Here is a 19,359-nt window from a genome sequence, read left to right as displayed (position 1 = left end):
TTGACCAGCCTACTTAACGCCGTTCAGTTGCAGTCGGCCGCACCGAGAAAGGCGATGGGGGCGGTCGCGCGCACCTCGACCGTGCAGGGGTCGGTGCCGACGGTCACGACGGTCAGCGACCCCGGGCTGCCTTTCGTGATCACACGCAGCGGCTCGCTGTCGGCCACGCTGAGCACGGTGTACTGCCACGAGCCCGAGCACACCGGCTCCTTCTGCACCGTCACGCCGTTGCCCGCGGGCAGGTTCGTGCGCACCCGGCGCACGGCCGCGAGGACCTGGGCGCCGCTCGGCCGGCCGTTGCAGTAGCTCACCTGCGACTCGGGGAAGCCTGTCGCGCTGGGGCTCGAGCTCGGCGAGGCGTAAGGGTCGGCGGGCGCGGTGGTGATCTCCGGGGTCGGCGGCAGCACCGGGACGAGTGGCTCCTGGCTGAGCAGACTCGGCTTCACCAGTGGCGGCACGGTCTCGGTCTCGTGCTTGCAGGCGGTCAGCAGGAATCCAAGGCTGACGATCGCCAGTACGGCCGCCCCGGTTCGCATGCGCTCATCGTAGGAGGGTCGCTCCGGGGCCGGAAGTGAGCGGGCCCCAGTCAGGGTCGGTCTCCGCGAAGCCCACCCGAGCCTGGCTGGGTGCTCAGGTCGTGACTCTGTGGCCGGCGGCGCTGAGGGCGGCCAGGGCCTCGGCCAGCCGCACGGCCGGGACCAGCAGATAATCGGTGTCGTACGTCGAGAAGGCGAAGATGTTCACGCGCGCGTCGGCCAGCGGCGAGACGATCGAGGCAAGGATGCCCGTCAATGCCAGCTGCACCGGCCCGGCGACCCGCAGGCAGCGCCAGGGCGTCTCGACGGTCGCGCCCGGCGGCACCCGCTCGGCCGGGCAGAGGATCGACACCTCTTCCGGCGTCCACGTCACCGAGATGACGCCGTCGCCGGCCATTGCGGCCTCGGCGAACCCCGCGGGCACGGCGGACCCGGCCGGCAGGCGGCAGATCGCATAGTCGCCCGGGACGAGCGCAAGGTCCAACATGACAAGGAGATTACGGTCTGAACGCGCTCCGTGGCGGTGTGCGTGACGACGGTTACTCCGTATTGACCGATTCGCACGCGATCGTGGTGATCAACGCTGTTGATCCATGGAACGGGCTCAGTTGATCAGCGAGAAGAACGTCAGCGACCCCACCGTCTGGCCGTCCTCGGTCAGCGGCGTCGCGATCGCGTCGAAGGTGCGCGGCCCGTTGGCGCAGCGGATGCGGATCAGGCCGCGGGCGAGCCGGCTCGACGTCAGCGCCAGCACGGGGGGCATGCGGGCGACCTCGTTCTGCTCCAGCGGCTTGCCGTCGGCGAAGTCGAGCAGTTGCAGCACGCCGCCCTCGTCCTCGAGCAGGGGGCGGCTCACCGGCGACTCGGACAGGCCGAGCATCGCCTCGAACGACGCGGACATCGCCACCACGACCTGCTGGGCGTCGATCACCAGGCAGGCTTCGGCGGCGCCGTCCACGGTCGAGCCCCAGCGCTCCAGGCCCGGTTCGGCAGGGGGAAGGTCGGAGATGGAGAATTCGACGTGCTGCGGCACAGCGCCTCCTCAGGCACCGGTCGTGCGAATGCGAACACCCGGCGTGCAAGCCGCCGTCGGCCGGCGTGAAGCCCGATCGTGAATCTTCATCGCATCGCGTCCGGCCACCTCGAAGAGGCTACTCCGAGTGACCCCGCTTGTCAGTGCCCACCTGCTCACCCTCGCGGTACCACCGGTAGCCCTCGGCCAGGTTGCCGTAATCCGCCTGGAACCAGGTCGCGGGGTGCATGGCCAGCGTGAACACCTTGTCGACCGTGTCGGCCGCGAGCCGCTGGCCGCGGGCGTTGAGCACGCGCGGGAGCTCGTGGTACGCGGTGACCAGGCAGCCCTTGGGCACGCCGTAGAAGCTGATTTTTCCGCTACCGGCGAACGCGAGAACGGGCATCACGGGGATCGAGACGCCGGCGCTGCGGGAGAGCGCCTCGGCCGCGGCGCGCGCCTCGCGGCGAGCCTCCTCGACGTAGCGCGGCCGCTTGCCGTCGATCTGGACCACGTCGCCGGCGAACGCGACCCGGCTGCGCCCGTGGTCCTTGACCGTGACGGCGAAGACGCCGCCCGGCCCGACCGCCAGGAAGCCGGTGCGCTCGGCCCCGCCGAGCTCGCGCAAGTCCAGCACGTGCCACTCCTCGCCCAGGTGGCCGATGAGCGTGCCGATGCGACGGTAGGTGCGGCTGTGCGCCGCTTCCTCCCGGCGCGTCTCGCGCTCCGCCCTACGGGTACGAACCCAGTCGATGGGGGTCGGCCGGCCCGCGTCGACAATGACGCGATCTTCGAACCCTTCGGGCTGCGAATCTTGACCGCGGTACAGGACGTCGGTCATGTCGCACACCTCCGATGTCGCCGCTTCGGTTGCGTGTGTGTCCAAACACCGTACGTGAGCGGGCCCACAGTCGGCATCATTTAGTGGTCGGAATGACATGGAGTGACTGGGATGAATGCCATATTCACGACGGGTCATGAATTTCACATAGCGCCAACCAGACGATATCGGATCGACCGTTAAGGTGACCCCGTGAGTGTCGACACGGAGGTAGGACGCCTGGTCACGGTGCTGTTGCACCGTCCGGGTGCGGAGCTGGCGCGGCTCACGCCGCGCAACAACGACTCGCTGCTCTTCGATGGCATACCGTGGGTCGGCCGGGCCCAGGAAGAGCACGACGCGTTCGCCACGGCGCTGCGTTCGCACGGCGTCGAGGTGCTTTACGTGGCGACGCTGCTCGCCGAGACCCTGACCGTCGAGGCGGCCCGGTCCGAGGTGAGCGCGGCGGTCCTGGCCGACTACCGGCTCGGCGACACGCTGCGCGAGCACGTCGCGGCCCACCTGTCCGACCTCTCGCCGACGCAGTTGGCCACCACCCTGATCGCCGGGCTCAGCCGGGCCGAGCTCGGGCTGGACGGGCGGCGGGCCGGCGTGGTCCACGCGCTCATGGCACCCGGCGAGTTCGTCATCGACCCGCTGCCCAACCTGCTCTTCACGCGGGACTCGTCGGTGTGGGTCGGCCCGCAGGTGGCGGTCACGAGCCTGGCGATGCCCGCGCGCGGCCGCGAGACCACCCTCACGCACGCGATCTACCGGCACCATCCGCGTTTCGCCGGTACCCCACTGCTGTACGACCCGTCCCTGGAGCATCTGGAGGGCGGCGACGTCCTCCTGCTCGCCCCGGGCGTGCTGGCGGTCGGCGTCGGCGAGCGGACGCGCCCGGCCGGCGCCGAGCGGCTCGCCCGGCGCTGCTTCGCCGCGGGGCTGGCCCACACCGTCCTGGTCGTACCCATCGCCCAGGAGCGGGCGACGATGCACCTCGACACCGTCTGCACCATGGTCGACGTGGACGCCGTCGTGATGTACCCGAACGTCGCCACCACCCTGCAGGCGTGGACGGTCACGGCCGAGACGTGCACCGGCCCGGCCCCGTTCCTCACCGCCGCGGCCGCCGCCATGGGCATCGACACGCTACGGGTGATCGACACCGGCCTCGACCCGGTGACGGCCGAACGCGAGCAGTGGGACGACGGCAACAACACGCTCGCGATCGCCCCGCGGCTGTGCGTGGCCTACGAGCGCAACGTGGAGACCAACGCCCAGCTGGAGCGGCACGGCATCGAGGTCATCCGCATCTCCGGCTCCGAGCTGGGCTCCGGCCGGGGCGGACCACGCTGCATGTCCGCCCCGATCCACCGTGCCTGAGCCCGGGCCGCGACAGGCCGGCCGGGCCGACACCTAGCGGAGCGGCTGCAGGCGCCCGATCAGGCCCTGCTTGGCGCGCCGCTCGGCCGCGGTCAGCGGCCCGGCGACCGCCAGGGCCTCCTGGTACCGCTTGCTGAACTCCGCCACCGGGTTCTCCCAGTGCTCGGCCTCGACCTCCAGCGGCAGGTCCCACACCGGCGCCAGCAGCCCGTGCGCGCGGAACATGCCCGCGAACTTGGTGTTGTCGCCCAGCAGCAGCCCGCCGCCGGCCGAGAGCCGCGACAGCGCGTCGAGGGCCCGGTCCTCGTCGTCGCCGAGCACCAGCCGCACGTGGGAGCGGTCGGTGACCTGGCACCAGTACGTGGCCGGAGCGGCGGCCAGCTTCACGGTCGGGAAGATGCTCGCGTTGGCCCGCTCGAGCGACGCGCGCACGTTCGGGTCGTCGGTGGCGTTCTCGTCGAGCCAGAAGTCGAAGCCGGTGTGTACCGCGATCTCCAGCGGCGCGTTCTCGATGACGTCCTGGAGGCGGTCGCCGACGCCGGGCAGCGCCGGGATGTCGACCGCCTGTCCGGAGGGCGTCTCCAGCGCGCACAGCAGGGCCACGGCGAGGTCGCGCGACACGTCGCCGGACTGCACGTGCCGCTGCAGGCCGATGAGCACGCGCCCGTCGGGCTTGGTCATGGCCGGCCACGCCATCGGCAGGACGGTCGCGAGGGTGATCTGGCGGTCGCCGTACTTCTCGACGAAGGCGGGCGCCAGCTTCAGCGGCGCCGAGGCGGCGGGCACCAACTCTCGCAGGGCGATCCACTCGGGCTCATCGGCCAGGCCCTCGAACGGGCGGCCGACGTACACGTCGCGGATCTTCTCGCGCTTCTCGCCGCCGGCGCGGCCACGGGGGGTCTTCGCACGCTTGCTCACGGCGACCCAGCCTAGGCCTTCACGCACCGCAACGGGCCGGCACCACGCTGAGTTTCGCGCTTTGCTCCCCATTGGGGGAGCTCCGCTCCACCCAAACCCCTCCCACACGTGGGTCGCCGTCGGGCCTTCGCGGAGCGCACCCAATCCGACTTGACCGGAACTACAGAGTCGCCCAGACGCACTGGCCCAGGCCGTCGCGCTCGACGCCCCAACCGGTGGACAGGGCGGCCACGATGGTCAGGCCGCGGCCGTCGATGGCGTCGGGGGCGGCCACGCGCAGCTGGGGGCCGGCCGGGGAGCCGCCGTCGGTAACCCGGATCTCGATCGTGCCGTCGCCGAGCAGGCGCCAGGCGACCCGGATGACGTCGCCGGGCAGGGGGGCGCCGTGGCGTACCGCGTTGCCGACCAGCTCCGCGGCGATCGCGATCGCGTCGTCGAGCCGGTCCGCGGTGATCAAGGCGTCGAGCTCGTCGGCGAGGCGGTGGCGGGCGACGTGGGCACCACGGGCGTGGTGGGGCACCACGACACACCAGGCGCGCGGTTCCGCGACGGTTGTGGACACGCTCTCAAGCCTCCCCGGGGCCGTCGGCGTCAGCTCGGGGCAGTCGCACCTCGGCGACGGTCCCTCCCCCTCGACGTGGTCGCAATGATACCCATCCATGTTGACGCTCGACGATCCGGCGAACCAGGTACAGGCCCAGGCCGACCCCGCCGCTCGAGCGCTGGTCGCCGGTCTCCAACTGCCAGAAGCGGTCGAAGGCCCGCTCGACGTGCTCCGGCCGGATGCCGATACCCCGATCCGCGACTCGGAACCAGACGGTCTGAGGGTCTGCCCCCGCTGTCAGCTCGATCTGTACCCAGTTCGGCGAGTATTTACCCGCATTCGTCACCAATTCCGCCAGGATGGTGGCCAGGCTCGCCCGGTCGCCCCGGGTCTTGGGCAGCGACGACGGCAGGTCGGCGGCCAGGTGCCGGCGCTGGTCGGCGTTGAGCTCGTCGAGCGCGGCGACGAGCGACTCGACGAGGTCGAAGGGGAGCAGCGTCGTCGACTCGATCGCCACGCCGTCGTCGCCGACCGCGTTGAGCAGCCGGTCCACGAGCCGGCTGAGCTCGCGGGCGCGCTGCCCGACGACCTGGATCGCCTCGCGGCGGGCGTCCTCGGGCAGGGACTCCCAGTGGTCGACGAGCGTGTCGGCGTACCCCCGGATCACCGTCACCGGCGTGCGCAGCTCGTGCCCGGTCAGCGCGATGAACAGGTCGCGGCCCTCGGGCGGCTGCTCCGGACGGGCGCGGAAGGAGACGGCGAGGTCATCGGAGTCCGGCACCCGGGCCGTGCGGATCTCGATCCAGACGCCCGAGGGCAGCTTGTGGGCGATCGTCGCGTCGCCGGCCGGCATCGGGAACGGGAACGGCTCGCCGAGCACCGACTCGGCCGTCCGGGAGGTGAGCAGCGCCGCGGGCGGGTTCCAGGAGCGGACCCGGTGCTCGGGGTCCAGCAGGGCGAACGGCTCGCCGGCGGGCGCGACCGCGGGGCCGTCGCTGTAGACGGGCAGGCCGCGCCCCAGGCTGTACTGCAGCGCCACGAACGACGCCAGGAACGCCAGCGCGGACCGCTGGCCCTCGTCGGCGGCCCCCTCGGCGTCGGAGTAGCTCACGAAGAGCACCCCGGCGCCGGTGCCGTTGGCGGTGACCTCCGAGGCCATCACGCGGTGCAGCCCCCGGCTGTCGAGCTGCTGGCCGCCGGCTGTGCCGATGAGACTGCTCGGGAACTCGCGGACGCGCGTGCCGAACTGCAGCAGGGCGCGCACCGCGGGGTGGATGAGGTCGATGGGGCGCCCGAGGGCCCACTCCAGGTCGCCGGCGGCCGCGACCACCCGGCCGCTGTCCGCCGCGTACTCGATGAAGGCCGCCCCCGCCGCCCCGGTCGCCACGGCCGCCACCTCGACCGAGCGCTGCAGTCCGGTGAGCCCGCCGCCGCCCGAGTTCAGCGCCTCCGTCACCTCGGCCAGGCCGCCGAACACGCCGCCGCCGGGAACGAGGCCGCCGGACCCTTCCGCGGCAGCATCGACCATGGTGCGAGTCTGCCTCGCATCAGAGGACAGCGAAAGGCAGAGCTTGAAACTTGTCCGACCCAAGAGTCAGCGGGCGCCCATCTCCCGCAGGCGGTCGATGACGTAGGCCGGGCGGTCGGAGATGATGCCGTCCACCCGCAGCTTCACCACCAGGTCCACCTCGTCCGGCTCGTTCACGGTCCACACGTAGACCGGGTACCCGCGCCGGTGGAGCCGCTCGACGATCTCCGGCGACGCCCGCAGCAGCTGCACCCCCGGCCCCCCGATCGAGCTCCCCGGCGGCAGCCACCCGATCCGGCTCGGCACCGACCACACGTCGATGAGCATCACGGTGGGCAGCCCCGGCGCCTGCTGCCGGACGCGCTTGATCGCATTGGCCGAGAACGACATGACGCTGACCTGCAGGGGGCGATCGGGGTCGGGGCGATGCAGCCCGTACCGCCGCAGCAGTCCCAGCAGCGCCAGCTCGACCGCCCCGCCGTAGCGCACCGGGTGCTTGGTCTCGATGAGCAGGCGCATCGGGCGCCCGGCGTCGGTCGCCACGCCCAGTAGCCGATCGAGCGTGAGCACCTTGCCGCGCCACCTGTCGTCGACCTGGTGGCGCCCGACGATCAGCTCGTCGGGCGACTCGGGCAGGTCGGCGCGCCACGAGGCGAAGTCGAACCGGTCGAGCTCGGCCAGGGTCTGGGTGCTGACCCGTCCCCGGCCGTCGCTCGTACGGTCGATGCGCGAGTCGTGCAGGCACACCAGGTGGCCGTCGCGGGTCAGCCGCACGTCGCACTCGAGCCCGTCGGCGCCCTCCTCGATGGCGAGCAGGTACGCGTCCAGGGTGTGCTCCGCGTGCCGGCGCGACGAGCCCCGGTGCGCGAAGACCAGCGGCCGCCAGGAGTCCGGCGGTTCAGATGACGCGGGGTACACCGCCGTCCTCGCTCACCATCGGCCGGCCCGCGGCCGCCCAGCTCTGCATGCCGCCGTCGAGGTTGATCGTGCGCTCGACGCCGTTCTGCTGCAGAAACGCCACGACCTGGGCGGATCGGCCGCCGACCCGGCAGACGACCACGACGTCGCGGTCCTGCGGGATGTCGTCGACCCGGGCCGGGATCTGCATCATCGGCACGTGCACGGCGCCCGGCGCGTGGCCGGCCGCCCACTCGTCGTCCTCGCGTACATCGAGGAGGTAGGCGTCGTCCGCTATGTCACCGACCGAGGCGGTCGGGATGGAAGGTCCCCTGAACACCGAACCAGGCTAGCGGGCCGGTCGAACCTACATGTGGTTGACCCACGTGGGATTCTCGACGGCCCACGAGTCCAGCAGGTCGTCGCGCATGGCCGAGTAGAGGCTGTCGGCCTCGGACAGGGCCACCACGTAGGAGATGCCGCCGATGTCCTGCGGCTCGGACGGCACCTGCAGGCCGATCAGGTTGCTGGGGCTCACGTTGCGCAGCGCGAACATCAGGTCGGCCAGGGACACCCCGTTGGTGTCGACGGTGAGCGCCTGGCCGATCGCCCGGATGAACTTGTCCAGGGCGATCGGGTTGGTGGTGAGGTCCTTCTCCTGCGCCTTGTTGAGCATCGCCCGGATGAACTTCTGCTGGTTCTTCTGGCGGTCGTAGTCGCCGTTGGCGAGGCTCTTGCGCTGCCGCACGAGGTCGAGCGCCTGCCACGACTCGAGGTGCTGGCAGCCGGGCTCGTAGACGGCCGGGCGGCCGCCGTCGGCGGGCGAGAGGTAGTTGCCTTTCTCGTCCCAGCCGAGGTGGATCGAGGTGACCTTCTGGTCGATGCACATGTCCACGCCGCCGAGCAGGTCGACCGCGGTCTTGAAGCCGTCGAAGTCGACGATCGCGGCGCCGTCGAACTGGATGCCCAGCAGGTTGTGCAGCGTCTCGGCGAGCAGCTGCACGCCGCCCTCACCGCCGCCGCCGAACTGGAAAGCGCCGTTGATCTTCTCGTGCGACGCGCCGTGGAAGTTGGTGGCGGCGAAGGCGGGGATCGGCACCCGCAGGTCGCGCGGGATCGACAGCAGGTAGGCCCGGTCCATCGTGGCCGGGATGTGCAGGATGATGATCGAGTCGGACCGCTGGCCGTCCTCGGGGTCGAGGGCGCGCAGGTCGGAGCCGAGCAGCAGGAAGTTGAGCGGGCCCTCGACGGTGGAGTGCCGGGTCTCGTCGGCGTTGCCGGCCCGCGAGCTGTCGCCGAGCAGCGTCTTCTGGTTGATGCTCGCCGTGTAGCGGTGGTTGAGCAGGTTGACGCCGGCGACGGCGGTGCCGGAGACCAGAACGACGACGAGGCCGAGGGCGATGAGCAGCTTGGCCCAGATGGGGTCGCGACCGGGAAGTTTCGCCGGCGATTCAGATGGTGCGGATCCGGAGATTTCCGCATTTTTCGGGGTATCTTGGCTCGCGGTCGAGTTGAGAGCGGGATCGCCGGCGCGACCTTCGAGCTCCTGCTGCATTCAATGCCCCCGAGCCAACCTGCCCGCACGTCGGCGGGAATCCATCCGAGTCTACGTTCACTGTCACAAATCCGCTGACCGCGGCGTCGGCGCAAGGGCCCCCGGAAAGCCGTCAATGGGCGATTTCTACGCGTTCACCCGGCGTTCGGGCAATGAGATGTAGACGACAGCCCGGGCATGCAACCCTGCGACAGGGAGGACATGCCCGGGCTTGCCCGATTTCTCACTTGGTTTGAGAAGTAGCCTTCGTCGACGGCTTCGGCCCGTTGGCCGCCATCCAGTCGTTCATCTTGTCGTTGCGGACGGCGTCGTACAGGGCGGTCGCCTTCTCCGTGTCCGGCACCACGACGTCCTCGCCATTGATCTTCTTGCTGCCGTCGTTCGGGCTCACCATGAAGGTGAGGTCGTCGCTGCGCAGGTTGCGGAACTGCAGCGCCATGTCGGCCAGCGAGAAGTCCTTGTCGACGGTCATCGCCTTGGTGACGGCCTTCAGGAACGAGTTGAGCTTGGCCGGGTTCGTCACCGTGCCGGAGCTCACCGCCTTGTCCAGGATGGCCTTCATCATCTCCTGCTGGTGGCGCATGCGGGCGAAGTCGCCGTCGGCGAACTGGTACCGCTGCCGCGCGTAGTCGAGGGCCTCGTCGCCGTTGAGGTGGTTCATGCCCTTCTTGAACTGCCGCTTCGGCGGGTGGATCGAGGTGATGTCCTTCTCGATGTTCATGTCGATGCCGCCGAGGGCGTCGATGACCTGCTTGAAGCCGCCGAAGTCGATGAGCAGCACGTGGTCCATGCGGACCTTGGTGTACTCCTCGATGGTCTGCACGGTCAGCGGGGTGCCGCCCCACGAGAACGACGCGTTGAGCTTGGCGTTCGTGTTGCCGTACTGCGTCGTCCGGCTCTTGGGGATGTGCACGTAGAGGTCACGCGGCATCGAGATCAGGTAGGCCTTCTGGTGGTCGGCCGGAATGTGCAGCACGATCATCGTGTCGGTGCGCCACTCGCCCGCCTTGCCCTTGTTGTCGGGGTCGCGGGAGTCGCTGCCGAGCAGCAGGATGTTCAGCGCGCCGTCCGCGACCTTCGGCGGGCGACCGCCGGTGATCTGCGAGAACGGGTCGTCGCGGTTGAGGCCGGCGTCGACGCTGCGGTAGTACATGTAGCCGCCGATCCCGGCCAGCAGGGCCAGGACGATGATCCCGGCCCCGGCGACCAGGGCGATGCGGCCCCAGCGCGGGCGGATCTTCTTGCGGCCCGAGTACTGGCCGCCGTTGCCCGGCGTGCGGCCCGGGCCCTGCGGTGGCGGCGGGGAGCCGGGCCGGCCGTACACGCCTGGCGACGCGGGGCTGGTCGGGGCGTTGACTGCGGAGACGCGGGCACGGGCGCCCGACGTCGGAGCGAGCGCGCCGGGCACCGAGGCGCGGCCCGAGGAAGACGGACCGCGTGAGGCAGGCGTGGTGGGCATAAGACCACGATACGAATTGGATGCCCCCGCGCCACGTGACTCCGACGGGCGCGGCACGAACCCGGGAGTGTCAGCGGCTGCGGAAGTACTCCACCGTGCGCGCCAATCCGTCCTCCGGGCCGACGGCGGGCTCGTATCCCAGCAGCTCACGCGCCTTGGTCAGGTCGGGGCGGCGCCGCTCGGGGTCGTCCGCCGTCCGGGCGACGAGCGCCACCCGGGAGGAGCTGTCGCAAATCCGCACGATCGTCTCGGCGAGCTCGAGCATGGTCATCTCGTGCGTGGTGCCGCAGTTGACCGGGCCCGTCTCGCCGGAGTCGAGCAGCAGCAGGATGCCGCGTACGAGGTCGGAGACGTAGGTGATCGAGCGGGTCTGGGTGCCGGTGCCGTGCACGGTGATCGGCTCGCCGCGCAGCGCCTGCGAGATGAAGGTCGGGATGGCGCGCCCGTCGTCGGGGCGCATGCGCTCGCCGTAGGTGTTGAAGATCCGCACGATGCCCACGTCGACCCCGCGGCCGCGGTGGTAGCCCATGACCGCCGCCTCGGAGAAGCGCTTGGCCTCGTCGTAGACGCTGCGGATGCCGATCGGGTTGACGTTGCCCCAGTAGGTCTCCGGCTGCGGGTGCACAAGCGGGTCGCCGTAGGCCTCGGAGGTCGACGCCATGATGAACCGGGCGCCGTCGGTCGCGGCCCGCTCCAGCAGCTGCAGGGTGGCCACCGAGCCGACCCGCAGGATCTCCACCGGCAGCGCCTCGAAGTCGGTCGGGCTGGCCGGCGACGCGAAGTGCATGATCACGTCGAACCGCGCCGCGAGCGCGTCCACGGCCGGCAGCGGCTCGGTGGCGTCCGCCTCGACCAGGGTGAACCGCGGATTGTCCTGCAGATGCGCGACGTTGTCCTTACTCCCCGTGACGAAATTGTCGACAACGACGACCTCGGCCCCTCGGGCGATCAAGGCATCCGCGAGATGAGACCCGACGAACCCGGCTCCACCGGTCAGAAGGACGCGGTGGCCCGCGCCGTAACGCTGCGCAACGACCATGACCGACAGCCTAGCGTGTCCCGGTGCCGGGGCCGGGGGCTCGGCGGCGCCCCCGGACCCGGCGGATGGATACGGCTCGATCAGTGCGCGCCGGCGCCGGTCAGCGACCGGGCCTCCAGCTCGCTGTACTTGTCCGGGTTGCGCTCCTTGCTGGTCAATGCGCCGAGTGCGGCGAAGATGAACCCGATCGGAATCGAGATCAGGCCCGGGTTCTCCAGCGGGATCGGCGCCGCCGTGGTGCAGCTGAACAGCGCCGTGGCGTTGGAGACCTCCTTGGAGGTCTGCGGCACGCCGCACGTCTTGGCCTGGGCCGCGTTGAGCGTCGCCGGGGTGCGGGCGTCGCTGACGCCGCCCCAGGCGATCGGACTGAGCAGCACCACGCCGACGGCCGCGATGAGGCCGGCGTAGATGCCCCAGGTCGCGCCGCGGGTGTTGAACTTCTTCCAGAACAGCGAGAACAGGATCGCCGGCAGGTTCGCCGACGCGGCGATCGCGAACGCCAGCGCCACCAGGAAGGCGACGTTGAGGTTGCGGGCCAGGATGCCGAGCACGATGGCGACGGCGCCGATGACGAAGGCCGAGTACCGCGCGACGACGACCTCCTGCCGCTCGTCGGTCTGGCCCCGCCGCAGGACGTTGGCGTACAGGTCGTGCGCCAGCGACGAGGAGGAGGCCAGGGTGAGCCCGGCGACGACGGCGAGGATGGTGGCGAAGGCGACGGCCGCGATGATCGCCAGGAGCAGCGATCCGCCGAAGTCACCGCCGAGGTACCGCTTGCCCAGCTCCTGTGCCAGCTGCGGGGCCGCGGTGTTGCCGGCCGCGTCCTGCGCGACGATCGCCGTCCGGCCGACCAGTGCCGCGGCGCCGAAGCCCAGCGCCAGGGTCATCAGGTAGAACACGCCGATGAGGCCGATCGCCCAGACCACGCTCTTGCGGGCGGCCTTGGCGTTGGGGACGGTGTAGAACCGGATCAGGATGTGCGGCAGGCCGGCGGTGCCGAGCACCAGGGCCAGGCCGAGCGAGATCAGGTCCAGCTTGCTCACCAGCGTCGCCGTGGCGTTGCCGGCGAACTCGCGGCCGTACCGCAGGCCGGGCTGCAGGAACGCATCGGCCTTGCCCGACTTCGCCGCGGCGTCGCCGAGCAGGCTCGACAGGTTGAACTTGTAGTGCGCGAGCACGAGCAGGGTCAGCACGAGCGCGCCGATCATCAGCATGAACGCCTTGACGATCTGGACGTAGGTCGTGCCCTTCATGCCGCCGACCGTGACGTACACGATCATCAGCACGCCGATGAGCGCGATCGTGACGATCTTCGCCGTCTCGGCGCTCATGCCCATGAACGTGTCGCCGGCCTTGATGCCCAGCAGCAGCGCCACGAGCGCGCCGGCGCCGACCATCTGGGCGAGCAGGTAGAAGATCGACACGATGATCGTCGAGATGCTGCCCGCCATGCGCACCGGCGCCTGCCGCATGCGGAACGCGAGCACGTCGGCCATCGTGTACCGGCCCGAGTTGCGCATCAGCTCGGCGACCAGCAGCAGCGCGACGAGCCACGCCACGAGGAAGCCGATGCTGTACAGGAAGCCGTCGTACCCGTTGAGGGCGATGATGCCGGCGATGCCGAGGAAGCTCGCCGCCGACATGTAGTCGCCGCCGATCGCCATGCCGTTCTGGAAGCCGCTGAACGAGCGGCCACCGGCGTAGAAGTCGGCGGCGGTGCGGTTCTGCCGGCTCGCCCAGATGGTGATGCCGAGCGTGACGCCGACCAGGACGAGGAACAGCGTCAGGGTCAGCGTCCGCTGAGTGGTCACCGACGTCGCGGCAAGGATCTCAGGCATCGGCGTCTCCCTCGGTGGCGGGGGCGGCGGCCGGGGCCGGGGTGCCCTCGATCTGGGCGCGCAGGTCGTCGGCGAGCGGGTCGACGCGGCGCTCGGCGTACCGCGCGTAGAGCCACGCGATCAGGAACGTCGACACGAACTGGAGCAGACCGAAGATCAGGGCGACGTTGATGTGGCCGACGACCTTGGTGCTCATGAAGTCGCGAGCGTATGCGGACAGGAGCACGTAGAGCGCGTACCAGAGGAGGAACGCGGCGGATACGGGAAAGACGAAGCGGCGCAGCGTGCTGCGCAGCGCGTCGAACTCCGGCGTGCGGGCGACGGCGACGTAGCGGTTGTCGCCGGTGTCCGTGGGAGCCGGGGTCTCGGTACTCATGGTTGATCACCACCTGCCGTTAGGGGTGCGGGTAACCGCGCACGCTAAGAACCCGGCAGGCATCTATGAAGATCATCGCCCGGCATCGGTACCGCCCTGCGCCGAACGGCACCGCCGGTGCGCCGAGTGACACCCGTCACACCGTTTACCGGTGGTATCGAAACTTCTCAGCGGCGGTAGCGGCCGCGCTCGTGCACCAGCGGATCGGCGTCGCCGTCGAGCAGCTCGATCCGCTCGATCTCGGCCTCCACCAGCAGCGACCAGCCCTTGGGGGTCGCCCCGGCCAGCCGGCACCCGGCCCAGCTGCGCCCGCGGGGCACCGGCCCGAACTCGGTGCGCTCCCACTCCCCGGCCGCGAACAGCCCGCCCGGCGCCGGCATCAGCCCCGCGAACCGGTCCGCGAGCTGCCGGTCGTCGGCGGCCAGGAGGCTGACCGCGAACCGGCCGCTCTCCTCGGCCGCCGCCCACAGGTCGCTCTCGTCGTCGACGAGCCCGAGCACCCGCCCCGGCTCGCCGTCCACGACGAGCATCGACGACACGGTCAGCCCCCGCTCGCCGTGCCGCTCACCGGCGGCGGTCCACAGGGTGACGGCGGCCGGCAGCCGCCCGCGCAGCCGCCGGACGGGCGACCTGAGCCCGTCCGGCGTGGCGAACGGGTCCGAGGCGTGAATGGTCACGCCACCACCTCCGCAGGCTCCGGTGCCGACGCGTCAAGACTCTACCCGTGGTGAGCGGCCCCTCCGCTCCGGACCGCTCACGCCATTGTCAGGCCCGCTTGGGCGTCACCGCGGCCAGAACCTCCGGCGCGCGCCGCTGCAGCAGGCTGCCGGCCAGCCGGGTGCCGAGCCAGGCGATGCCGAAACCCCAGGCCAGGCCGATCGGGAGCAGGATCCAGCCGAGCCCGTCGGGCAGCAGCGTGAACGCGATCGCCAGCGGCGAGGTCAGGATCCAGGTGGCGATCATGCTCACGAACGACAGCAGGCCCTTGGCCCCGCCCCGGCCGCTGTTCATCGCGAACGGGTTGGTGGAGTCCGGCATCGGGTAGGGCGCCAGGACCGACGTGATGCCCGCGGCGCCGACCGAGATGCCGAAGGCGGACAGCCCGACTCCCAGGGCGGCCGGCAGCTGGGCGGCGTGCCCGCTCAAGATCGAGGCGGCGACGGTACCGACGATCAGCAGCGGGAAGGCCAGAACGGCCACGGCCACCGCCCGCGCCGCGAGCTCGACCTGGCCCGGGACGGCGGTGAGCATGTGCAGGGCGTAGGCCGTGCCGTCGTTGCCGAACTGGTTGACCAGCACCAGCCCGACGAACGCGCCCGCGAACATCAGCGAGAACACGAGCGCGCCGTCGCTCAGCCCGGTCGCGGCCGACCGGCCGCCGTTGGCGCCGAAGGTGAACGCGAACGGGATGACCACCGACGCGGCCAGCAGCGAGATGAGGCTCGCCCGGCGGCGGGGGTCGCGCAGCCAGTACCGGATCTCCCGGGCCAGCAGCGCGGTGAAGCGCCCGACCGGCAGGAACCGCACGATCCGCGGGATGAGCCCGGCGACCGGCGTCTCGGTGCCGGCGGCCCGGCGGGCGGCGCCGGGCCCCGCGGCGCTGCCGACCATCGCCGACTCGATCGTCTGCTGCCACCACCACAGCAGCAGCGCGATCCCGGCCACGCCGATGAGCAGCCGCACCGGGACCAGCGCCCAGTTGCCCTCGATGGCGTCCACGTACGCCACGTACGGCGCCGCCAGCGGGGTCCACGACAGCACCTCGCCGACCATGGTCGCCTGCCGCGACTCGCCGCGCTGGATGAGCGCGAAGACGAGCTGGAACACCGGGTTGCACGAGATGCCCATGAGCGCGATCAGCAGCGCGGCCAGGTCGCGGACCCGCCGCGAGCGCAGCATTCGCGCGAAGGCGCTCGTCACCGCCCGGCTCGCGGCCACGCACACGCCCATGCCGACGGCCGCGCCGAGCACCGCGACGATCGCGGCCGCGACCCCGCCGTAGATCGCGGCCCCGATGACCGAGCCGAGCGTGGCCAGCAGCGTCACGACCGGCGGGATGCCTACGAAGGCCGCGGCGAGCATGCCGCCGATCAGCGTGCGGCGCGGCACCGGCAGCAGCGCGAAGCGCGCCGGGTCGAGGGTCTCGTCGACGCCGAAGAACAGCAGGGGCACGAAGATCCAGGCGAGCACGACGGCGGCCCCGGCGAACGCGGCAACGGTCGGGCGCAGGTCGTCCCCGGCAACGCTGCTCCCGGCGAACGCGGCGAAGCCGATGAACGCGCCCCACAGCCCGAACAGGGCGCCGAGGATGAACAGGATCAGCCGTGAGTGCCGCCCGAACCGCTTGCGCGCCGAGTCGGCCCGGTGGGCGCGGCCGGGCCGCAGCGAGTTGCCCAGGATGCGCAGCTTGAGGCGCACGAAGTACAAGATCCGCGGTTGGCCCGTCGCGATCGGCTCGTGCGGCCGCAGCGCGGGCGCTTCGGCCGGTGCGGTCCGCTGCTGCGGGATCTGCGCGGCCTCGAACTCCGGACCACCGGTCACAGCCACGACAGCTCCGCGCCCGTGGAGACGCGCCCGCCGACCACGTCGACGAAGACGTCCTCGAGCTCGCGGCCGCCGCGCACCTCCTCGGTGGTGCCGACCACCTTGATCTGGCCGTCGGCCAGGATGGCGATGTGCGTGCACAGCTTCTCGACGACCGCCATGACGTGGCTGGAGAAGATGACCGTCCCGCCGTTGCGCACGTAGCGGATGAGGATGTCGCGGATGAGCGCACCGGAGACCGGGTCGACGGCCTCGAACGGCTCGTCGAGCACCAGCAGCCGCGGCGCGTGCAGCAGCGCGCAGGCCAGGCCGATCTTCTTCTTCATGCCGGCCGAGTAGTCGACGACCAGCGTGCGGCCAGCGTCGGCCAGGCCGAGCACGTCGATCAGCTCCGCGGCCCGGGCGTTGACCACGTCCTGCGGCAGCCCGCGCAGCAGGCCGGTGTAGGCCAGCAACTCGCTGCCGGAGAGCCGGTCGAACATCCGCGCCGAGTCCGGCAGCGCGCCCAGGCGCCGCTTGGCCTCGACCGGGTCCGACCAGACGTCGTGGCCGAGCACGTAGGCCTGCCCGGCGTCGGGGCGCAGCAGCCCCACGGCCATGGAGAGGGAGGTGGTCTTGCCGGCGCCGTTCGGGCCGAGCAGCCCGAAGAACGAGCCGGTCGGCACGTCGAGGTCGACCCCGGCGACCGCGACCTTGTCATCGAAACGCTTCGTGAGCCCCCGCAGCGCGAGAGCCGAATTCGGCCCGCTCGTCACGTTCTGAACGTAGGTCACGCTGTCCACCCTCGCCAATGATGAGTGGCCCCTCCGGACCGCTCACAAACGCAGCGCATCGGGCGCATGCAGGCGAAGCATGATCGCTCCGACGCCGGCGGGCAAACGGTGCCTTGTCAGCAGGGAGACCAGAATCATGACCAGAAAGGCTAAAGGTACAGTCCACGCGGCGGGCTGGGCCGTGAGCACCCCGGCCCAGCCGTCCAGCGGCCCGCCCAGCACGGTCAGCAGCACGGCGGTCGCGGTCGCCCCGCCGCCGACCACGATCCCGGCGGCGGCGCCGACCGCGGTCAGCCCGCGCCACCAGATGCCGAGCACCAGCAGCGGGCAGAAGCTCGACGCGGCCACGGCGAAGGCGAGCCCGACGACCTGGGAGACGTCCAGGCTCGCGACGAACAGGGCGAGGAGGAGCGGTACCACCCCGGCGAGCAGGGCGGAGCGGCGGAAGTCGCGGACCGAGCCGTGCCCGAGCACATCCGTGGACAGCACGCCGGCGACGCTGGTGAGCAGGCCGGAGGAGGCCGACAGGAACGCGGCGAACGCCCCGGCGGCCACGAGCGCGCTCAGCAGCCGGCCGGTGGTCCCGCCGCCGAGCGCGGCCGAGGGCAGCAGGAGCACGACGGCGTCGGTGTTGCCGGTCATGAGCAGCTGTGGAGTGTAGATCCGGCCGAGGACGCCGTAGAGGGTCGGGGTCAGGTAGAACACGCCGACCAGGCCGAGGACGACCAGCGTGGTGCGGCGGGCGGCGCCCCCGTCGGGGTTGGTGTAGAAGCGCACGAGCACGTGCGGCAGGCCCATGGTGCCCAGGAACGTGGCGAGGATCAGCGAGTAGGTGCCGAACAGGTCCTGTGCGTCCTCGCCCGGCAGCAGCCACTCGGCCGGGGAGTCCGCGGAGACGGCGGCCACCCGCGGTACCGCCGCCGACGCGTCGAACACGAGCCGGGTTCCCTCGGTGACGACGTGCTCGCCCGGGGTGAGCAGCAGGGTGCCGTTGGCCAACACGCCGTCGACGAGGCCGCGGCCGTCCACCGCGGTCGGCTCGACCACCGTCAACCGGGTGTCGTGGTCGACGTCGACGGTCGTCACGGCCGGGAAGCGGGGGCCGTCGGGCGCGGTCAGGCCGGGCCGGCCGTCGTGCTGCCACTGCATGAGCAGGAACACGAACGGCACGGCCAGGGCGGTGAGCTTCAGCCAGTACTGGAACGCCTGCACGAACGTGATGGAGCGCATCCCGCCGAGGGCGACGTTCAGCGTCACCACGACCCCGACCAGCAGCGCGCCGAGGGCGTAGGGCGCGCCGGTCACCGTCTGCAGGGTGAGCCCGGCGCCCTGCAACTGCGGCACGAGGTACAGCCAGCCGATGAACATCACGAACGCGGTCGCGAGCTTGCGCAGCCGCTTCGAGCGCAGCCGCACCTCACAGAAGTCCGGCAGGGTGAACGCCCCCGACCGGCGCAGCGGCGCGGCCACGAACAGCAGCAGCGCGAGGTAGCCGGCCGCGAAGCCGACCGGGTACCACAGCAGGTCGGCCCCGTGCTTGAGTACCAGCCCGGCGACGCCGAGGAAGCTCGCGGCCGACAGGTACTCGCCGCTGATGGCGGCCGCGTTCCAGGTCGGGCTCACCATCCGCGAGGCGACCAGGAAGTCCGAGGTGGTGCGGGCGAAGCGCAGCCCGTAGATGCCGATGGCGACGGTCACGAGGGTGACCAGGACAACGGCCGTCACCGCGTACGAGTTCATGCCGGCGGGTTCTGGCCGCGGTCCTCGACGAGGGCCACGAACTCCTGCTCGTTGCGCTCGGCGAGGTGCACGTACACGGCGCCGACGAGGTAGAGGAACGGGTACGCCAGCACGCCGAGCAGCAGCCAGGGCAGCGAGACCCCGAACAGCCGCGCGTGCGCGACCGCCGGCACCGCCGCGAAGAGCAGCGGCAGCCCGCCGAGCCCGACCGCGACCACGGCGGAGAGCCGCACGGCCACGGACAGCTGGGCCCGCACCAGCCCGCGCGCGAGCGCGGCGCCGACCGGACTCTGCTCCTCCAGCTCCGCGCGAGCCCGCGCGGGGTGGATGGGGGCCCGGGTGACGTCGCCGAGCACGACCCGCACGCGCGGAGTTGGCGGCTCCATGGACCGCA

19 protein-coding genes and 1 pseudogene are annotated in these 19,359 nt (G+C 71.3%); 1 reads left to right on the top strand and 19 read right to left on the bottom strand.

The window, feature by feature from the left end; translation table 11 throughout:
* Positions 1-23 precede the first annotated feature (23 nt).
* The 4 genes from AB0B76_RS03305 to AB0B76_RS03290 all read right to left on the bottom strand — a co-directional run bounded on the left by AB0B76_RS03305 (position 24) and on the right by AB0B76_RS03290 (position 2,389).
* Positions 24-536 carry a hypothetical protein gene (locus tag AB0B76_RS03305; protein ID WP_360368454.1) on the bottom strand — a complete coding sequence of 171 codons (513 nt, stop codon included), beginning with the start codon at positions 534-536 and terminating at the stop codon, positions 24-26.
* A 94-nt stretch (positions 537-630) separates the two neighbouring features.
* Positions 631-1,023 carry an ACT domain-containing protein gene (locus tag AB0B76_RS03300; protein WP_360368451.1) on the bottom strand — a complete coding sequence of 131 codons (393 nt, stop codon included), beginning with the start codon at positions 1,021-1,023 and terminating at the stop codon, positions 631-633.
* Positions 1,024-1,140: 117 nt separating this feature from the next.
* Complete coding sequence (locus tag AB0B76_RS03295; protein ID WP_360368448.1) at positions 1,141-1,569, bottom strand: hypothetical protein; 429 nt, start codon at positions 1,567-1,569, stop codon at positions 1,141-1,143.
* Positions 1,570-1,687: 118 nt separating this feature from the next.
* The gene (locus tag AB0B76_RS03290) at positions 1,688-2,389 is read right to left on the bottom strand and encodes a hypothetical protein (RefSeq protein WP_360368446.1); all 702 of its coding nucleotides are present in this window, start codon (positions 2,387-2,389) and stop codon (positions 1,688-1,690) included.
* A 192-nt stretch (positions 2,390-2,581) separates the two neighbouring features.
* Between AB0B76_RS03290 and AB0B76_RS03285 the strand changes: the two genes are divergently transcribed.
* Positions 2,582-3,754, top strand: a complete 1,173-nt coding sequence (locus tag AB0B76_RS03285; protein WP_360368443.1) for an arginine deiminase — start codon at positions 2,582-2,584, stop codon at positions 3,752-3,754.
* 33 nt (positions 3,755-3,787) lie between these two features.
* Here the strand turns inward: AB0B76_RS03285 and AB0B76_RS03280 are convergent, their stop codons facing one another.
* The 15 genes and pseudogenes from AB0B76_RS03280 to AB0B76_RS03210 form a co-directional block, all read right to left on the bottom strand.
* A complete protein-coding gene (locus AB0B76_RS03280; protein ID WP_360368440.1) occupies positions 3,788-4,672 on the bottom strand; it encodes a DUF5926 family protein in 885 nt (294 codons plus the stop codon).
* 160 nt (positions 4,673-4,832) lie between these two features.
* Complete coding sequence (locus AB0B76_RS03275) at positions 4,833-5,234, bottom strand: ATP-binding protein (RefSeq protein ID WP_360368437.1); 402 nt, start codon at positions 5,232-5,234, stop codon at positions 4,833-4,835.
* Between the two features lie 4 nt (positions 5,235-5,238).
* On the bottom strand, positions 5,239-6,744 hold the full coding sequence (locus AB0B76_RS03270) for a HAMP domain-containing sensor histidine kinase (RefSeq protein WP_360368434.1): 1,506 nt from the start codon (positions 6,742-6,744) through the stop codon (positions 5,239-5,241).
* A gap of 66 nt (positions 6,745-6,810) precedes the next feature.
* Positions 6,811-7,662 (bottom strand): glycerophosphodiester phosphodiesterase family protein, encoded by an 852-nt coding sequence (locus AB0B76_RS03265; protein WP_360368431.1) that lies wholly within the window; start codon positions 7,660-7,662, stop codon positions 6,811-6,813.
* A complete protein-coding gene (locus AB0B76_RS03260) occupies positions 7,643-7,981 on the bottom strand; it encodes a rhodanese-like domain-containing protein (protein WP_360368428.1) in 339 nt (112 codons plus the stop codon). The genes AB0B76_RS03265 and AB0B76_RS03260 overlap by 20 nt, the downstream gene beginning before the upstream one ends.
* Before the next feature lie 27 nt (positions 7,982-8,008).
* A complete protein-coding gene (locus AB0B76_RS03255) occupies positions 8,009-9,196 on the bottom strand; it encodes an LCP family protein (protein WP_360368425.1) in 1,188 nt (395 codons plus the stop codon).
* A gap of 223 nt (positions 9,197-9,419) precedes the next feature.
* Positions 9,420-10,655, bottom strand: a complete 1,236-nt coding sequence (locus tag AB0B76_RS03250) for an LCP family protein (RefSeq protein ID WP_360368422.1) — start codon at positions 10,653-10,655, stop codon at positions 9,420-9,422.
* Between the two features lie 70 nt (positions 10,656-10,725).
* Positions 10,726-11,694: an NAD-dependent epimerase/dehydratase family protein gene (locus AB0B76_RS03245; protein WP_360368419.1), complete on the bottom strand. Its 969-nt coding sequence runs from the start codon at positions 11,692-11,694 to the stop codon at positions 10,726-10,728.
* Between the two features lie 80 nt (positions 11,695-11,774).
* Positions 11,775-13,532, bottom strand: coding sequence for a cation acetate symporter (locus AB0B76_RS03240; RefSeq protein ID WP_360368416.1), 1,758 nt, complete (start codon positions 13,530-13,532; stop codon positions 11,775-11,777).
* Positions 13,525-13,908 carry a DUF485 domain-containing protein gene (locus tag AB0B76_RS03235; protein ID WP_360368413.1) on the bottom strand — a complete coding sequence of 128 codons (384 nt, stop codon included), beginning with the start codon at positions 13,906-13,908 and terminating at the stop codon, positions 13,525-13,527. The genes AB0B76_RS03240 and AB0B76_RS03235 overlap by 8 nt, the downstream gene beginning before the upstream one ends.
* Positions 13,909-14,075: 167 nt before the next feature.
* Positions 14,076-14,579: pseudogene (locus AB0B76_RS03230) on the bottom strand (flavin reductase family protein); the annotation flags it as partial.
* Positions 14,580-14,673: 94 nt separating this feature from the next.
* The gene (locus tag AB0B76_RS03225; protein ID WP_360368410.1) at positions 14,674-16,455 is read right to left on the bottom strand and encodes an ABC transporter permease; all 1,782 of its coding nucleotides are present in this window, start codon (positions 16,453-16,455) and stop codon (positions 14,674-14,676) included.
* Positions 16,446-17,225: an ABC transporter ATP-binding protein gene (locus AB0B76_RS03220; RefSeq protein ID WP_360368407.1), complete on the bottom strand. Its 780-nt coding sequence runs from the start codon at positions 17,223-17,225 to the stop codon at positions 16,446-16,448. Before AB0B76_RS03220 ends, AB0B76_RS03225 begins: the two co-directional genes overlap by 10 nt.
* A gap of 42 nt (positions 17,226-17,267) precedes the next feature.
* Positions 17,268-18,965, bottom strand: coding sequence for a cation acetate symporter (locus tag AB0B76_RS03215; RefSeq protein WP_360368404.1), 1,698 nt, complete (start codon positions 18,963-18,965; stop codon positions 17,268-17,270).
* Entirely contained in the window at positions 18,962-19,351 is a 390-nt protein-coding gene (locus AB0B76_RS03210) for a hypothetical protein (protein ID WP_360368402.1), read from the bottom strand. Before AB0B76_RS03210 ends, AB0B76_RS03215 begins: the two co-directional genes overlap by 4 nt.
* Positions 19,352-19,359: the final 8 nt, after the last annotated feature.

The sequence above is a fragment of the Dactylosporangium sp. NPDC049140 genome (genome assembly GCF_040648435.1).
This window is presented reverse-complemented; position numbering and strand designations above follow the sequence as displayed.